The 14,297-nt window shown below is 74.1% G+C and carries 14 protein-coding genes; 8 read left to right on the top strand and 6 right to left on the bottom strand.

Annotation, left to right across the window (positions count from 1 at the left end; translation table 11 throughout):
- The first annotated feature begins 32 nt into the window (after positions 1-32).
- Both GA0070623_RS20290 and GA0070623_RS20285 read left to right on the top strand, forming a co-directional pair.
- Positions 33-821: a phosphatase PAP2 family protein gene (locus GA0070623_RS20290; RefSeq protein WP_067306555.1), complete on the top strand. Its 789-nt coding sequence runs from the start codon at positions 33-35 to the stop codon at positions 819-821.
- 30 nt (positions 822-851) lie between these two features.
- Entirely contained in the window at positions 852-1,580 is a 729-nt protein-coding gene (locus GA0070623_RS20285) for a phosphatase PAP2 family protein (RefSeq protein WP_067306558.1), read from the top strand.
- A gap of 37 nt (positions 1,581-1,617) precedes the next feature.
- On the opposite strand, the gene GA0070623_RS20280 is transcribed toward GA0070623_RS20285, so the two are convergent.
- From GA0070623_RS20280 to GA0070623_RS20255, 6 genes are all read right to left on the bottom strand, one after another.
- Positions 1,618-2,796 carry a MarP family serine protease gene (locus tag GA0070623_RS20280; RefSeq protein ID WP_067306561.1) on the bottom strand — a complete coding sequence of 393 codons (1,179 nt, stop codon included), beginning with the start codon at positions 2,794-2,796 and terminating at the stop codon, positions 1,618-1,620.
- A 58-nt stretch (positions 2,797-2,854) separates the two neighbouring features.
- On the bottom strand, positions 2,855-3,553 hold the full coding sequence (locus GA0070623_RS20275; protein ID WP_067306565.1) for an NUDIX hydrolase: 699 nt from the start codon (positions 3,551-3,553) through the stop codon (positions 2,855-2,857).
- A gap of 154 nt (positions 3,554-3,707) precedes the next feature.
- Positions 3,708-4,370, bottom strand: coding sequence for a TlpA family protein disulfide reductase (locus GA0070623_RS20270; protein WP_067306569.1), 663 nt, complete (start codon positions 4,368-4,370; stop codon positions 3,708-3,710).
- Complete coding sequence (nth, locus tag GA0070623_RS20265) at positions 4,367-5,155, bottom strand: endonuclease III (protein WP_067306572.1); 789 nt, start codon at positions 5,153-5,155, stop codon at positions 4,367-4,369. The genes GA0070623_RS20270 and nth overlap by 4 nt, the downstream gene beginning before the upstream one ends.
- A 52-nt stretch (positions 5,156-5,207) precedes the next feature.
- Entirely contained in the window at positions 5,208-6,362 is a 1,155-nt protein-coding gene (locus tag GA0070623_RS20260; RefSeq protein WP_067306576.1) for a CapA family protein, read from the bottom strand.
- 56 nt (positions 6,363-6,418) lie between these two features.
- Entirely contained in the window at positions 6,419-7,084 is a 666-nt protein-coding gene (locus GA0070623_RS20255; protein ID WP_067306579.1) for an adenosylcobinamide amidohydrolase, read from the bottom strand.
- Positions 7,085-7,304: 220 nt separating this feature from the next.
- Here GA0070623_RS20255 and GA0070623_RS20250 point away from each other — a divergent pair, with 220 nt between their 5' ends.
- From GA0070623_RS20250 to GA0070623_RS20225, 6 genes are all read left to right on the top strand, one after another.
- Positions 7,305-7,982 carry a Crp/Fnr family transcriptional regulator gene (locus tag GA0070623_RS20250; RefSeq protein ID WP_067306583.1) on the top strand — a complete coding sequence of 226 codons (678 nt, stop codon included), beginning with the start codon at positions 7,305-7,307 and terminating at the stop codon, positions 7,980-7,982.
- A 181-nt stretch (positions 7,983-8,163) separates the two neighbouring features.
- The gene (locus tag GA0070623_RS20245) at positions 8,164-8,907 is read left to right on the top strand and encodes a metallophosphoesterase family protein (RefSeq protein WP_067306586.1); all 744 of its coding nucleotides are present in this window, start codon (positions 8,164-8,166) and stop codon (positions 8,905-8,907) included.
- 159 nt (positions 8,908-9,066) lie between these two features.
- A complete protein-coding gene (locus tag GA0070623_RS20240) occupies positions 9,067-9,735 on the top strand; it encodes a TetR/AcrR family transcriptional regulator (protein ID WP_067306588.1) in 669 nt (222 codons plus the stop codon).
- A complete protein-coding gene (locus GA0070623_RS20235) occupies positions 9,732-11,447 on the top strand; it encodes an acyclic terpene utilization AtuA family protein (protein WP_067306591.1) in 1,716 nt (571 codons plus the stop codon). The genes GA0070623_RS20240 and GA0070623_RS20235 overlap by 4 nt, the downstream gene beginning before the upstream one ends.
- Positions 11,444-12,640 carry an acyl-CoA dehydrogenase family protein gene (locus GA0070623_RS20230; RefSeq protein ID WP_067306594.1) on the top strand — a complete coding sequence of 399 codons (1,197 nt, stop codon included), beginning with the start codon at positions 11,444-11,446 and terminating at the stop codon, positions 12,638-12,640. Before GA0070623_RS20235 ends, GA0070623_RS20230 begins: the two co-directional genes overlap by 4 nt.
- Entirely contained in the window at positions 12,637-14,238 is a 1,602-nt protein-coding gene (locus GA0070623_RS20225; RefSeq protein WP_067306597.1) for an acyl-CoA carboxylase subunit beta, read from the top strand. Before GA0070623_RS20230 ends, GA0070623_RS20225 begins: the two co-directional genes overlap by 4 nt.
- Positions 14,239-14,297 lie beyond the last annotated feature (59 nt).

Raw genomic sequence — 14,297 nt, 5'->3', positions numbered from 1 at the left:
GATTTCCCGTACGGGTGGGTAGAGCAGACCGCATGAGTTCCCCCGGTCCGCGTTCCTCGGTGTCCCCGTCGGGTCGGTCCTGGCGGGACCGTCGCCTGGACCGGGACGGTTCGCTCGGGCTGCGGTTGACCCTGGCGGCGGTGGCGGCGTTCCTGGTGCTGGTGCCCTTCGCGTTGCTGGCGGTGCTGGTGGTCGGGTCGTGGACCCCGCTGCACGAGCTGGACGCGGCGGTCACCGCGGCCCTGCACCGGTTCGCTGCCGACCATCCGGGCTGGGTACGGGTGATGAAGGCGTGGACGCACGTCTTCTCACCGGGTCCGCTGCGGGTCGCCGCGCTGGCCGTGGTGGTGTGGGTGTGGCGTCGCGGCTCGCGGCGGCTGGCGCTCTGGGTGGTCACCACGATGGCCGTCGGCGGGGCGCTCGGCGCGCTGTTGAAACTGCTGGTCGGGCGGGACCGGCCGGAGCTGCTCGACCCGGTGGCCCGGGCCGCCGGGTTCTCGTTCCCTTCCGGGCACGCGCTGAACGCGACCCTCGCGGCGGGCGTGCTGCTGCTCGTGTTCCTGCCGTTCGCCCGGGGCCGCCCGGGGGGCCGGCTGCTGCTCTGGACGGTCGCCGTGCTGCTCGTCGGGGTGACCGGGCTGAGCCGGGTGGCGCTGGGCGTGCACTGGGCCAGCGACGTGCTCGGCGGCTGGCTGCTGGGCGGCGCGGTGGTGGCGGCCACCGCGGCGGCGTTCCGGACCTGGCGGGAGCAGGCCGGGTTGCCCGCTGGCCGCACCACCGTCGACGGGGTCGCGCCGGAACTGGTCGACCCGCACGCGTAGCCGGCCGCCGTCCGGGGTACTGGGCGGCCCATGTCCACCATCGTCGCGCAGGTCGCCAAGCGGGTCCTCCTTCCGGTGTCCCTGCTGCTCTCCGCCATGGTCCTGCTGGGGCTGCTGGTGACCCGGGTGCTCCCGGACGTCTGGCCGTTCACGGTGGAGGACGCGGTCAACCGGGAGTTGGCCGCCGACCGCACCAGCGGGTGGAACGACGTCTCGCTGGTGTTCAGCACGCTGGCCAGCACCCAGTTGATCGTCACGGTCACCGTGCTGGTGGCGCTGGTGCTGCGGCTGGTGCTACACCGCTGGCGGGAGCCGCTGTTCCTGTGCGCGGCGGTGACCGCCCAGGCGCTGGTCTTCCTGCTCACCACGATGGCCATCGACCGGCGTCGGCCCGCCGTGGAGCACATGGACGTCTCCCCGCCGACGTCGAGCTTCCCGTCCGGCCACACCTCGGCGGCGGTCGCCCTCTATGTCGGCATCGCCCTGCTGCTGGCCCTGCGGGCGAGGAGCACCGCCGGGAAGGTCACCTGGTGGACGCTGTTGGTGCTGGTCCCGCTCGGGGTGGCGCTGACCCGGATGTACCGGGGCATGCACCACCCGAGCGACGTGGTGGCGTCCTTCGTCAACGGCGGCACCTGTGTGGCGATCATGGCGCGGGCGGTGCTCGACCGCTCCCTGACCTGGGGCCGGGCCAAGCTGCCGGGCCTCACCCCGGCGGGCGGGGACACCCCGCCCGCCCCCGCCCCGGCCGCCGGCTGAGCCCGGCTCCCGCGCCCGGTCGGCTCGTCGGCGGGGCTCAGGTGCAGTCGCCGGTGCCCACCCCGCGGGTACGCTCCGCGCCGGCCAGCGCCACCGGTCGGGCCTCCTCGGCGGTCACCGCGAACCCGGTGTTCGGGTCGTCCGCCGCCGCCGCGAAGATCACCCCGAGCACCAGGCCGTTGGAGGAGACCAGCGGGCCACCGGAGTTCCCGCTGCGGACCAGCGCCCGGATCGTGTAGATCTCCCGGTTCACCTTGCTGGCGTTGTAGATGTCCGGGCCCTCGATCCGGTCCACGTCCCGGATCCGGGCCGGGCGGGCGTCGTACGGGCCGTCGAGGGGGAAGCCCAGCACGATCGCGTCCGCGCCGCTGCCGGCCTGCCCGGCGGCGAAGCGCAGGGACGGGCCGGGCAGCCCCGGCACGTACAGCACGGCCAGGTCGCGGTCCGGGTCGTAGACGACCACCTCGCCGTCGTACCGTTCGCCGCGCAGCTCGACCGCGACCGAGCGGGTGCCGGCCACCACGTGCGCGTTGGTCATCACCCGGTCGTCGGCGTAGACGAAGCCGGAGCCCTCGATCCGGCGCGAGCAGCTCGGCGCGGAACCCAGCACCTTGACCACCGCCCGCTGGCTGTTCGCCACCACCTGGGAGCCGGCCAGCGCCGGGTCCGGTGGGGCGACCTGGCGCGCCGAGGTACGGCCCAGGCCGTTGAAGACGTCGGGGAACCCGTTGGTGTCGACGGTGTCCCGCAGCGCGGTGGACAGCTCCTGTGCCTGGTCCGGCAGGACCCGGTCGACCACGGTCAACAGGGCGCTGTTCTTGACCGAGGCGGCCAGCCAGGGCAGCGACGAGGAGCCCAGCGGGACGGCGACCAGCCAGGCCACCAGCATCACCGCGAGGATCGAGACGAACGCGCCCCCGATGTCGTCGGCCCGCTTGGCGGTGTCGTTGGTGATCGTGCGACGCAGGTGGGAGCCGAGCCAGCCGGCGAGCGCCTGACCGAGGACGGCGAGCCCGAAGACGGCGACCAGGGAGACCAGCACCCTCGTCCCGCTGTCGATGAACTGGCGGGCCAGCATCGGCCCGAGCTGGAGGCCGATGAGCGCGCCCAGGAAGAACCCGGAGAACGACAACGCCCCGATGACGAAGCCCTGACGGTATCCGCTGATCGCGAACACGAGCATGAGCAGGAGCAGAACGAGATCCACGGCCGACACCGGTCAAGGGTACGTGCACCGGACACCGGTACGGCGCCGCGGCTGCGGAACGTGACGGTCAGGTCCGGGGACCGGCCAGTTCGTCGGCCTCCTCGGTGCCGGCCGAGGGGGCCGGGGTCGCCCCGGTCGGCGGCAGCTCGACCACCCGCGACCAGGGCCACGGGCGGGCCCAGCCGCCCATCTCCAGCAGGGCGTCCAGCACCCCGGCGGTGAACCCCCAGACCAGCATGCCGCGGACGGAGAAGGCCGGCCCGATCCAACCGCTGGCGTGCCGGACCCGCATCCGGTTGGCCGGGTCGACCAGCTCGGCGACGGGCAGCCGGGCGACGTGCGCGACCTCGGCCGGTTCGCGGGGGTGCACCGGGTGCGGGCTGTGCCACCAGGCCAGCACCGGGGTGACCACGAAGGAGCTGACCGGGATCCACAGCCTGGGCAGCTCGGCGAGGACGGTCACGCTGGCCGGGTCGAGGTCGACCTCCTCGTTCGCCTCGCGCAGCGCGGTGGCCTGCGCGTCGGCGTCCCCCGGGTCGGCCGCGCCGCCGGGGAAGGCCGGTTGGCCGGCGTGGTTGCGCAGCGTGGCGGCCCGCTGGAGGACCAGCACGTCGGGGCCGGAGCCGGGCTGTTCACCGAGCAGCACCAGCACCGCGCTCTCCCGGCCACCCTCCTCGGGGGTGGTCAGCCGGGTGAAGTCCTCGGCCCGCGCGGTGCCGAGCCGGTCCACCAGCGGGTCGAGCCAGGACGGCGGACGGGGATTCACCGGCCCGGCTCCGGGCGGGCGACGGGAGCCGACGCCACGCGCCTGGGTTTGGCGACCGACACTGCGGGCCGGAGACCGGGGACCGACGCCGCGCGCCGGAAACCGGAAGCCGACGCCGTGGGCCGGAGACCGGGGGCCACCCGGGGGTGGGAGGTCACGCGGGCACCGCCAGGCCGAGGTGGCGGCGGACCAGGTCGGCGAGGCGGGCGTCGTCGAGTGCGCCGGACGTGTCGGTGTGCCGGACCCGCCCCTGCGCGTCGACCAGCAGGGTCAACGGGACAGCCGAGCGGCGCAGCTCGCGTTGCAGGGCCTCGCCCTGGTCGAAGAGCACCGGGAAGCGGATGCCGAAGTCCTCGCCGATGGCCTGCGCGCCGTCCCGGCTGTCCCGGCTGTTCACCCCGATCACCTGGAGCTGACCGGCGGCGCGGACGCTGAGCCGCTGGAACGCGGGCAGCTCCTTGCGGCAGGGCGGGCACCAGGAGGCCCACACGTTGATCACGGCCGGGCCGCGGATGTCGCGCAACGCCACCGGGGAACCGCCGGTGAAGCAGGAGAGCACCAGTTCGGGCAGGCGGCTGCCGTCGTCGGCCGGGGCCGGGCTGCCGGGCGTACCCCCGCCGTCACCGGCCCCGGCGGACCCGGACGCAACGGGCGTGGCCGGCGGGGCGGTGAGGGTGGCGCAGTCGGCGAACGGCGACGGGCGGGTGGGCCGCCCCCGCTCGGGACCGGCGGCGGCGTCCTGCGGGCCGGTGGTGGCGGTGCAGCCGGCGAGGACCAGCAGCACCGGCACGGCCAGCGCGGCGAGCCGACGCCTCACGGTGCCTCCGCGACGGTGGCCTGGGCGGGCACCAGCTCCGGGTCGACCCCGGCGGCGACCGCCAGCTCCCGGGCGCGGGGACCTTTGAGCAGCTTGGCGGCGGCGGCCGGCTCGGTCGGCCCGAGCCCGTACGACGGGCAGAGCCGGGTCAGGGTGCACGCCCCGCAGGCGGGCTTGCGGGCGTGGCAGACCCGCCGGCCGTGGAAGATGATCCGGTGCGAGAGCATGGTCCACTCCCGCTTGGGGAACATGGCCCCGATCTCGTGTTCGATCTTGACCGGATCGGTCTGGACGGTCAGCCCCCAGCGCTGCACCAGCCGCTGGAAGTGGGTGTCGACGGTGATCCCCGGCACGTCGAAGGCGTTGCCCAGGATGACGTTGGCCGTCTTGCGGCCGATCCCGGGCAGCGTCACCAGGTCGGCCAGCCGGCCGGGAACCCGGCCGTCGTACCGCTCGGTCAGGGCCTGACCCAGCTTGATCAGCGAGTCGGTCTTGTTGCGGTAGAAACCGGTCGGCCGGATCAGCTCCTCCAGCTCGGCCCGGTCCGCCCCGGCGTAGTCGGCCGCCGTCGGGTAGCGGGCGAACAGCTTGGGGGTGACCTCGTTGACCTTCTTGTCGGTGCACTGGGCGGAGAGGATCGTGGCGACGGCCAGCTCCAACGCGGTGGAGTGGTCGAGTTCGCAGTGGGCGTCGGGGTGCGCCTCGGTCAACGCCCGACCGATCCGCCGGGCACGCCGGGTACGGCCGAGGTCCGTCTCGCCCCGGCCGGGAGAGCTGATGGTCACGCCGGCCAGCCTACGTCGCCGCCCCGACGCGCCGCCGGGCCACGCCGCCCGGTCAGCCGGCGTCGGGCGGGCTGATCTTCCCCTTGCCGTCGAACCGCGCCCCGGTACGCGGGAAGTCGTTGCCGCTGAGCTGCTTGACCAGGCCGAGCCCCTGGTCGGCGGAGTCCAGCCCCGGCTTGCCCACCGAACTCATCCGGGTGGAGGTGAAGGAACCGCCGGCGAAGCTGCCGTCCGGCTTGAGGGAGACCTTCAGCACCCCGCCCCAGCCGAGCCGGCCGGTCGGGTTGAGCGAGCGGGCGCCCCCGGCGAAGTTCCCCAGGCTGTAGGCGATCAGCCGGCCCTGGTAGAACTCCATCCCGCGCAGTACGTGCGGGCCGTGCCCGACGATCAGGTCGGCCCCCGCGTCGATCATGGCGTGGGAGAACTTCACCGGGTCGCCCCGGTTCTCGCCGAGGAACATCTCGGTGCCGGGGCGGACCCGGGTCTTGTCCGACCCCTCGCCACCCATGTGCACCTGCACCACCACCAGGTCGGCCATGGTGGCGGCCTTCTCGACGACCCCCTTGGCGGCGTCGATGTCGACCAGGCTGTTGGACCAGGGGTACGACGAGAAGCCGGCCACCGCGACCTTCACCCCGCCGACCTCGACCACGGTGATCTGGTCCGGCGCTCCGGTGTGCTTCAGACCGTGTTTCTCCAGCGCCTGCCGGGTGTTCTCGTAGCCCTGCGGGCCGAAGTCGTAGCCGTGGTTGTTGGCCTGGTTGAGCAGCTGGAACCCGGCGTCCTTGAGGTGCCCGGCGTACTCCGGCGGGACGCGGAACTGGTAGCAGTTGCTGGCGTTCGCGCCGCACTTGCCGGTGCCGGTGTCGGTGGTGAGCGGCTCCTCCAGGTTGCCCATCACCAGGTCGGCCTTGAGCGCGCCCTTGACCTCGTCGAAGAAGCCCTTGCCGCCGTTGGCGGGCAGCCGGGACGGTGCCATCCCCATCACGATGTCCCCGGTGGCCGACAGGGTGACCGCCTCGTCCTTGCCGGCCGGCCCGGTGGTCGGCACCGGGGAGCCGCTGGCACCACCGCCGCCGCCCGGTCGCCAGACCGGGTCCGGGGTGTCGTGCTGGGCGCACCCGGCGAGGAGCACGGCGAGCAGCGCACCGGAGGCGAGCACGGCGCGGCGGCGGGGACGGGGCTGGGGGAAGGCGGCAGAGTACATCGCCCGCGACGCTACCGGGCGGGTAATCGACCGACGACGGCCGATCGGACGGAAGTTCAGCACGTCCGCCGCTGCGACCACGGGACGCAGGGCTCCGACCCGCCGGCCCGGACCGCCGCGTGGACCGCGCGGGCGAGCGGGGCACCCCAGGCGGACCGGGGACCGCCGTAGGGCTGCGGCGGCCCGGTGGTCGGGCAGAGCACGGTCACCGAGTCGGTGGGGGTGCCGGTGCCCGGCAGGCCCAGTTCCCGGATCGCCTGGCACTTCGCCTCGGTCGCGGTGGCGACGGCGTTCACCAGGGCGGCGTCCCCGAGCGCCGCCGGCACGTAGACGACGATGTTGACCGTCCCGACCCGCTGCGCCGGGGCATGGGCGGGGTCGGGGGCGGCGGCCCAGAGGGGGATGCCGAGGCCGACGGTGGCCCAGGCCCGTACCCCGGTGTCGGTCCGGGCGGTCACCTCGGCGACGTCCACGCCGGTGAGCAGGCCGACCCCCGGCCCGTCGAGGCCGAGCCGGTCGGCGAGCGCGGTCAGGTGGGCCGCCGGGTCGTCCCGGCGGTACGACATCGGCACTGTCGCGTTGACCACCCAGTGACGGACGCCCACACCGCCGCCGAGCGGGCCGGAGCTGACCGCCCGCAGCGGCGGGTGCGCCCGCCAGACGAGGAGCGGGATGTCCTGTCCGTCCTCGGGGCGGTGGGTCAGCACCGGGTCGCTCAGCACCCGGACACCCTACGACCAGCGGCGCCGACTACCGGTGACCAGGTGGTTCGGGCGGACGATGGTAATGGCCGATCGGGTCGCCGAGGTTACGCCCAACGATCAAGTTTCCAGGGGTGCAGCTCTGATTCGTCCTCACATGCGCCTAGACTTGGCGGCGCGCGAGGGATCAGCGGACGGCGGACCCGGCCGAGGGACGGCAACGCGCAACCGGAGGTGCGCGATGGATGAGGTACTGGCTCGCAGCGGGATCTTCCAGGGTGTCGACCCGGAGGCTGCCGAGGCGCTCGCCAAGGAGATGGAGACGATCGACGTCCGCAAGGGCGAGATCGTCTTCAACGAGGGCGAGCCCGGCGACAGTCTCTACATCCTCCTGTCAGGCAAGATCAAGGTCGGGCGACGGGCGGCCGACGGCCGGCAGAACCTGATCGCCGTGATGGGTCCGTCGGACATGGTCGGCGAGCTGTCGCTCTTCGACCCCGGTCCGCGTACGGCCACCGCCACCGCGGTCACCGACACCCGGCTGGTACGGCTGCGCAAGCAGGCCCTGCGCCCGTGGCTCAACAACCGGCCCGAGATCGCCGAGCAACTGCTCCGGGTGCTGGCCCGCAGGCTGCGCCGGACGAACGACTCGCTGGCCGACCTGATCTTCACCGACGTGCCGGGCCGGGTCGCCAAGAACCTGCTCCAGATGGCCGGCCGGTTCGGCACCCGCGACGGTGGCGTGCTGCGGGTGACCCACGACCTGACCCAGGAGGAGATCGCCCAGCTCGTCGGCGCCTCCCGCGAGACGGTCAACAAGGCGCTCGCCGACTTCGCCTCCCGTGGCTGGCTGCGCCTGGACGGCAAGAGCATCATCATCCTCGACCCGGAGCGTCTCGCCCGCCGCGCCCGGGTCTGACCCGACACCCGCGTACGTACCGGCCCCGGGCCTGACCGGGAACCCAGGTGAACACCGGCCCGAGGCCGCCGCGACCGGCGGTCCCGGGCCGGTGCGCGTACCGGCCGGGTCGCCGGTGGCCCGGTGTCTGCCCGACGCAGAATGTCTCGACAACGCGGTGCCGCCGGGTGACCGTGGACGGATGCTGGAACGGGTCGCGGTGCTCTCCGACGTCCACGGTGCGTTGCCCGCGCTGGAGGCGGTGCTGGCCGAGCCGGAGGTGGCCACGGCCGACCTGATCGTGGTGACCGGTGACGTGGCGGCCGGCCCGCAGCCGGTCGAGGTGCTGGACGTGCTGGTCGGGTTGGGTGACCGGGTCCGCTGGGTACGCGGCAACGCCGACCGGGAGCTGGTCCAGGCCCGCGCCGGCCGACCGTCGGAGCACGACGTGTCGAACTGGGCGGCGGACCAGCTCCGCGCCGACCAGGTGGCCCTGCTGGCCGGACTGCCGCTGACGCTCACCCTCCCCGTCGTCGGCCTCGGCCCGGTGCTCTTCTGCCATGCCACGCCCCGGGACGACACGGAGGTGGTGCTGGTCGACTCCCGGCCGGCCCGCTGGGCGGAGGTGTTCGCCGGGCTGCCGGCGCAGGTGCACACCGTGGTCTGCGGGCACACCCACATGCCGTTCACCCGGCTGGTCGACCGCCGTCTGGTGGTCAATCCGGGCAGCGTGGGCATGCCGTACGGCGGGCCGGGGGCGTACTGGGCGTTGCTCGGCCCGGGGGTACAGCTGCGCCGGACGACGTTCGACGTTGACGCGGCGTGCGCCCGGGTCGCCACCGGGTCGACCTATCCGGAGGCCGCTGCCTGGGCCGACGAGTACCTGCGCTCCCGGCACAGTGACCTCGACGCGCTGACCGCCTTCGCCCCCCGCGACGGCCGCTGACCGGCGACCGGACGGCCCGGCGGCCAGCGGGCCGCAGGGGCCAGCGGACCGCATCCCCGGGCAGGGCACCGGGCCGGACACCGGCGGACCGCCGGGACGGGACACCGGGCAGAAAAAGTCAGGCTTGACTGTTTGTTTCGGCGGCGGCACGCTGTCCCCATGGCCACCGGATCGACCCGCGTCCCCCAGCAGGAGCGCAGCCGTGCCACCCGCGCCCGGCTGTTGGAGGCGACGGTCGACTGTCTGGTGCGGTACGGCTGGTCGGGCACCACCACGACCGTGGTGGCCACCCGGGCCGGGGTCTCCCGCGGTGCCCAGCTGCACCACTACCCGACCAGGGCGGCGCTGGTCACCGCCGCCGTCGCCCACCTCGCCGAGCGACGCGCCGAGGAGCTGCGGATCGAGGCCGAGGCGCTGCCGGTCGGGCCGCAGCGACTCGACCGGGTGATCGACCTGCTCGGCGTCGCCTTCACCGGGCCGCTCTTCGTGGCCGCGCTGGAGCTGTGGGTGGCCGCCCGCACCGACCCGGAGCTACGCGACGCGTTGGTGCCGCTGGAGGCCCGGGTGGGGCGGGAGATGCACCGGCTCACCGTCGCGCTGCTCGACGTGGACGAGCGCCGGCCCGGGGTCCGGGAGGCGGTGCAGGCCACCCTCGACCTGCTCCGCGGGCTCGGCGTGGCCAACCTGCTCAACGACGACTCGGCCCGCCGCACCGCCCTGCTGCACACCTGGAAGCGCCAGCTCGCCACCCTGCTCACCCCGGAACCGGACCCGCCCGCTCCCACCGGCTCAACCCGCCACACCGGTCGCCCGGGGGCCGCCGCATGACCGGCGTCCTGCGGGTCGGCAACGCCTCCGGCTTCTACGGCGACCGGTTCACCGCCTGGCGGGAGATGCTCGACGGCGGTGAGCTGGACGTGCTGACCGGCGACTACCTGGCCGAGCTGACCATGCTGATCCTCGGCCGGGACCGGCTGCGCGACCCGGGCCTCGGCTATGCCAGGACCTTCCTCCGCCAGCTCGAAGGCTGCCTCGGCACCGCCCTGGACCGGGGCGTACGGATCGTCACCAACGCGGGCGGGCTGAACCCCGCCGGGCTGGCCACCGCGATCGGCGCGCTCGCCGACCGGCTCGGCCTCGGCGTCCGGGTCGGGCACGTCGAGGGCGACGCCCTGCCCCGGCCGGACGCGCTCACCGCCAACGCCTACCTCGGCGCGTTCGGCATCGCCGCCTGCCTGGACGCGGGAGCCGACGTGGTGGTCGCCGGGCGGGTCACCGACGCCTCGCTGGCGGTCGGGCCGGCCATCGCCCGGTTCGGCTGGCGACCCGACGACCTGGACCGGCTGGCCGGAGCCACCGTCGCCGGGCACCTGATCGAGTGCGGGGCGCAGGTCACCGGCGGCAACTTCAGCTTCTTCACCGAGCTGCCCGACGGCGGGCACCGGCCCGGTTTCCCGATCGCCGAGATCCATCCCGACGGCTCGTCGGTGCTCACCAAGCACCCCGGCACCGGCGGCGCGGTCACCGTCGAAACGGTCACCGCCCAACTGTTGTACGAGGTGGCCGGCCCCGACTACCTCGGCCCGGACGTGGTGACCCGGCTGGACACGGTACGGCTGCGGCAGGACGGACCGGACCGGGTCCGGGTGGACGGGGTGCGGGGCACCCCGCCGCCGGCCACCCTCAAGGTGGGCGTCAACAACCTGGGCGGCTTCCGCAACTCGATGACCTTCGTGCTCTGCGGGCTGGACATCCCGGCCAAGGCCGCCCTGGTGCGGGGGCAGGTCGAGGCGGCGGTCGGCGCGGACGGGCTGGAGTTCACCCTGGCCCGTACCGACCATCCCGACGCGGCCGACACCGAGACGGCGAGCGCGCTGCTGCACGTACACCTGCGCGACGGTGACCGGGCGCGGGCCGGGCGGGCGTTCTCGGCGGCGGCGGTGGAGCTGGCCCTGGCCTCCTACCCGGGCTGCACGCTGACCACCCTGCCCGGTGACGCCACCCCCTACGGGGTGTTCACCACCGACGCCGTGCCGCAGGCCGACGTGCCCCACGTGGCCGTCCTGCCGGACGGCACCCGGCTGGCGGTCCCCCCGCCGTCACGGACCGTGGCACCGGCAGCAGAGCGGGCCCTGGCCGGGCCGGAGCCCGCGTGGGCGGCACCGGCACCCGGGCCGACCCGGCGCGGGCCGCTGGGCGAGCTGGTCGGGGCACGGTCGGGCGACAAGGGCGGCGACGCCAACCTCGGCGTCTGGGCGCGCAGCGACGCCACCTGGGGGTGGCTTCGGGAGTGGCTGACCGTCGCGCGGCTGGCCGACCTGCTGCCGGAGACGGCCACGTCGACCGTCGAGCGGTACGAGCTGCCGAACCTGCGGGCGGTCAACTTCGTCATCCGGGGCCTGCTCGGGCCGGGGGTGGCCGCCTCCACCCGGTTCGACCCGCAGGCCAAGGCGCTCGGCGAACTCCTCCGTTCCCGCGTCGTCGACCTGCCCGCCGTCCTCACCCCCGGCCCGCCGGCAGCCGGGGAGGCGGACCGGTGACCATCGTGGACACACCCGAGCGGCGGCAGTTGCGGGAGCTGACCCGGGCCTTCGTGACCCGGGAGGTGCTGCCGCACCTGGCCGACTGGGAACGGGCCGGCGAGGTGCCGCGCGCGCTGCACGCCACCGCCGCGAAGATCGGCCTGCTCGGCGTCGGCTTCCCCGAGTCGGTCGGCGGCAGCGGCGGCGACCTGCTCGACGCGATCGTGGTCACCGAGGAGATCATCCGCTCCGGTGGCTCGTCCGGGCTGGTCGCCGCCCTGTTCACGCACGGCATCGCGCTGCCGCACATCGTCGCGGCGGCCGGGGCGCGCACCGGCGGGACGCTCGGCGGCCGGCTCTCCGCGCACCGGTCCGCCGCCGACGATCCCCTGGTCACCCGGTACGTCCGGCCGACGCTGGCGGGCGAGCTGATCGGCGCGCTGGCGATCACCGAACCGGACGGCGGCTCGGACGTCGCCGCGATCCGCACCACCGCCCGCCGCGACGGCGACCACTACCTGGTCAACGGATCGAAGACGTACGTCACCAGCGGGGTACGCGCCGACTTCGTCACCACGGCGGTCTGCGGCGACTTCCCCGGCAGTGGGTCGCTGCACCTGCTGGTGGTCGACAAGGGCACCCCCGGGTTCACCGTCGACCGGAAGCTGGACAAGCTCGGCTGGCACTGCTCGGACACCGCCGAGCTGTCCTTCGTCGACGTGCGGGTGCCGGTGACCAACCGGATCGGCGAGGAGGACACCGGCTTCCTGGCGATCATGCAGAACTTCGCCACCGAGCGGCTCTCCCTGGCCACCCAGGCGTACGCGACCGCGCAGCGCTGCGTGGAGCTTTCGACCCGCTGGTGCCGGGACCGGTCCACCTTCGGCCGTCCGCTGGTCAGCCGGCAGCTGGTCCGGCACCGGCTGGCCGAGATGCACACCCGCGCCGAGGCGGCCCGCGCCTACGTGCACCAGGTGGCCGCCCGGGTGGCGGCGGGCGAGCCGGTGGTGACCGAGGTGGCGATGGCGAAGAACGTCGCGGTGGCCGCCTGCGACCAGGTGGTGGACCAGGCGCTGCAACTGCACGGCGGGTTCGGCTACCTGCGTGACGCCGAGGTCGAGCGGCACTACCGGGACGCCCGGATCCTCGGCATCGGCGGCGGCACCACCGAGATCATGAACGAGATCATCGCGAAGGGTCTGGGCCTATGACGACACTGGAGAGTGCGGTCGACCCGGCCGCGCCGGCCTTCGTGGCCAACCGGGAAGCGCTTCGGGAACGTCTCGCCGAGTTGGACGCCGCGCTCGACCAGGCCCGGGCCGGCGGCGGGGAGAAGTACGTGGCCCGGCACCACGGGCGCGGCAAGCTGCTGCCCCGGGAGCGGATCGAGCTGCTGCTGGACCGGGACAGCCCGTTCCTGGAGTTGTCACCGGTCGCCGGGTACGGCACCGACTTCCCGGTCGGGGCGAGCGTGGTCACCGGCATCGGCGTGGTCGAGGGTGTGGAGTGCCTGATCGTCGCCAACGATCCGACGGTACGCGGCGGCGCGGTGAACCCGTGGTCGCTGGCGAAGACCCGACGGGCCGGTGAGATCGCCCTGGCGAACCGGCTCCCGATGGTCAACCTGGTGGAGAGCGCCGGTGCGGACCTGCCCACCCAGGCGGAGATCTTCATTCCGGGCGGCCGGGTGTTCCGCGACCTGACCCGGCTCTCCGCCGCCGGGATCCCCACGGTCAGCGTGGTCTTCGGCAACGCCACCGCCGGAGGCGCGTACGTGCCGGGGATGTCCGACCACGTGATCATGATCCGGGACCGGTCACAGGTGTACCTCGCCGGGCCGCCGCTGGTGCGGATGGCCACCGGCGAGGTCACCGACGACGAGTCGCTGGGCGGCGCGGCGATGCACGCCGGCACGTCCGGCCTCGCCGACCACCTCGCCGAGGACGAGCGGGACGGCATCCGGCTGGCCCGACGGTGCGTCCGCCGGTTCAACTGGCGCAAGCAGGGGCCGCCGCCGCGCGACCCGGCCCCCCGCCCGCCGAGACACGACCCGGAGGAGCTGCTCGGCATCGTCAGCGCCGACCTGAAGGTGCCGTTCGACCCGCGTGAGGTGCTGGCCCGGGTGCTCGACGGCAGCGAGTTCGACGAGTTCAAGCCGGCGTACGGCACCGCCCTGGTCACCGGCTGGGGCGAGCTGCACGGCTACCCGGTCGGCGTGCTGGCGAACGCCCGGGGGGTGCTGTTCAGCGCGGAGGCGCAGAAGGCGGCCCAGTTCATCCAGCTCGCCAACGCCACCGACACCCCGCTGGTCTTCCTCCAGAACACCACCGGCTACATGGTCGGCACCGAGTACGAGCAGCGCGGCATCATCAAGCACGGCGCCCTGATGATCAACGCGGTGGCGAACTCGACGGTGCCGCACCTGACGGTCAACCTGGGCGCCTCGTACGGGGCCGGCAACTACGGCATGTGCGGCCGGGCGTACGAGCCGAGGTTCCTGTTCACCTGGCCCAACGCCAAGTCGGCGGTGATGGGGCCGGCGCAGTTGGCCGGGGTGCTGTCGATCGTCGCCCGGCAGGCCGCCGCCGCCCGGGGCCGGGACTACGACGAGGACTCCGACGCGGCGATGCGGATGATGGTCGAACAGCAGATCGAGTCGCAGTCCGGGGCGCTGTTCCTCTCCGGCCGGCTCTACGACGACGGGGTGATCGACCCGCGGGACACCCGTACCGTCCTCGGGCTCTGCCTGTCGGCGATCCACAACGCACCGGTGAAGGGCGCCGACAGCTTCGGTGTCTTCCGGATGTAGTGCCCGTGAGCGCGAGGAACGCAGCGCAGCGGAGTCCCGCAGCCGCGAACGAAGAGCAG

The sequence above is a fragment of the Micromonospora rifamycinica genome, assembly GCF_900090265.1.
GTDB classification, from domain to species: domain Bacteria; phylum Actinomycetota; class Actinomycetes; order Mycobacteriales; family Micromonosporaceae; genus Micromonospora; species Micromonospora rifamycinica.
This window is presented reverse-complemented; position numbering and strand designations above follow the sequence as displayed.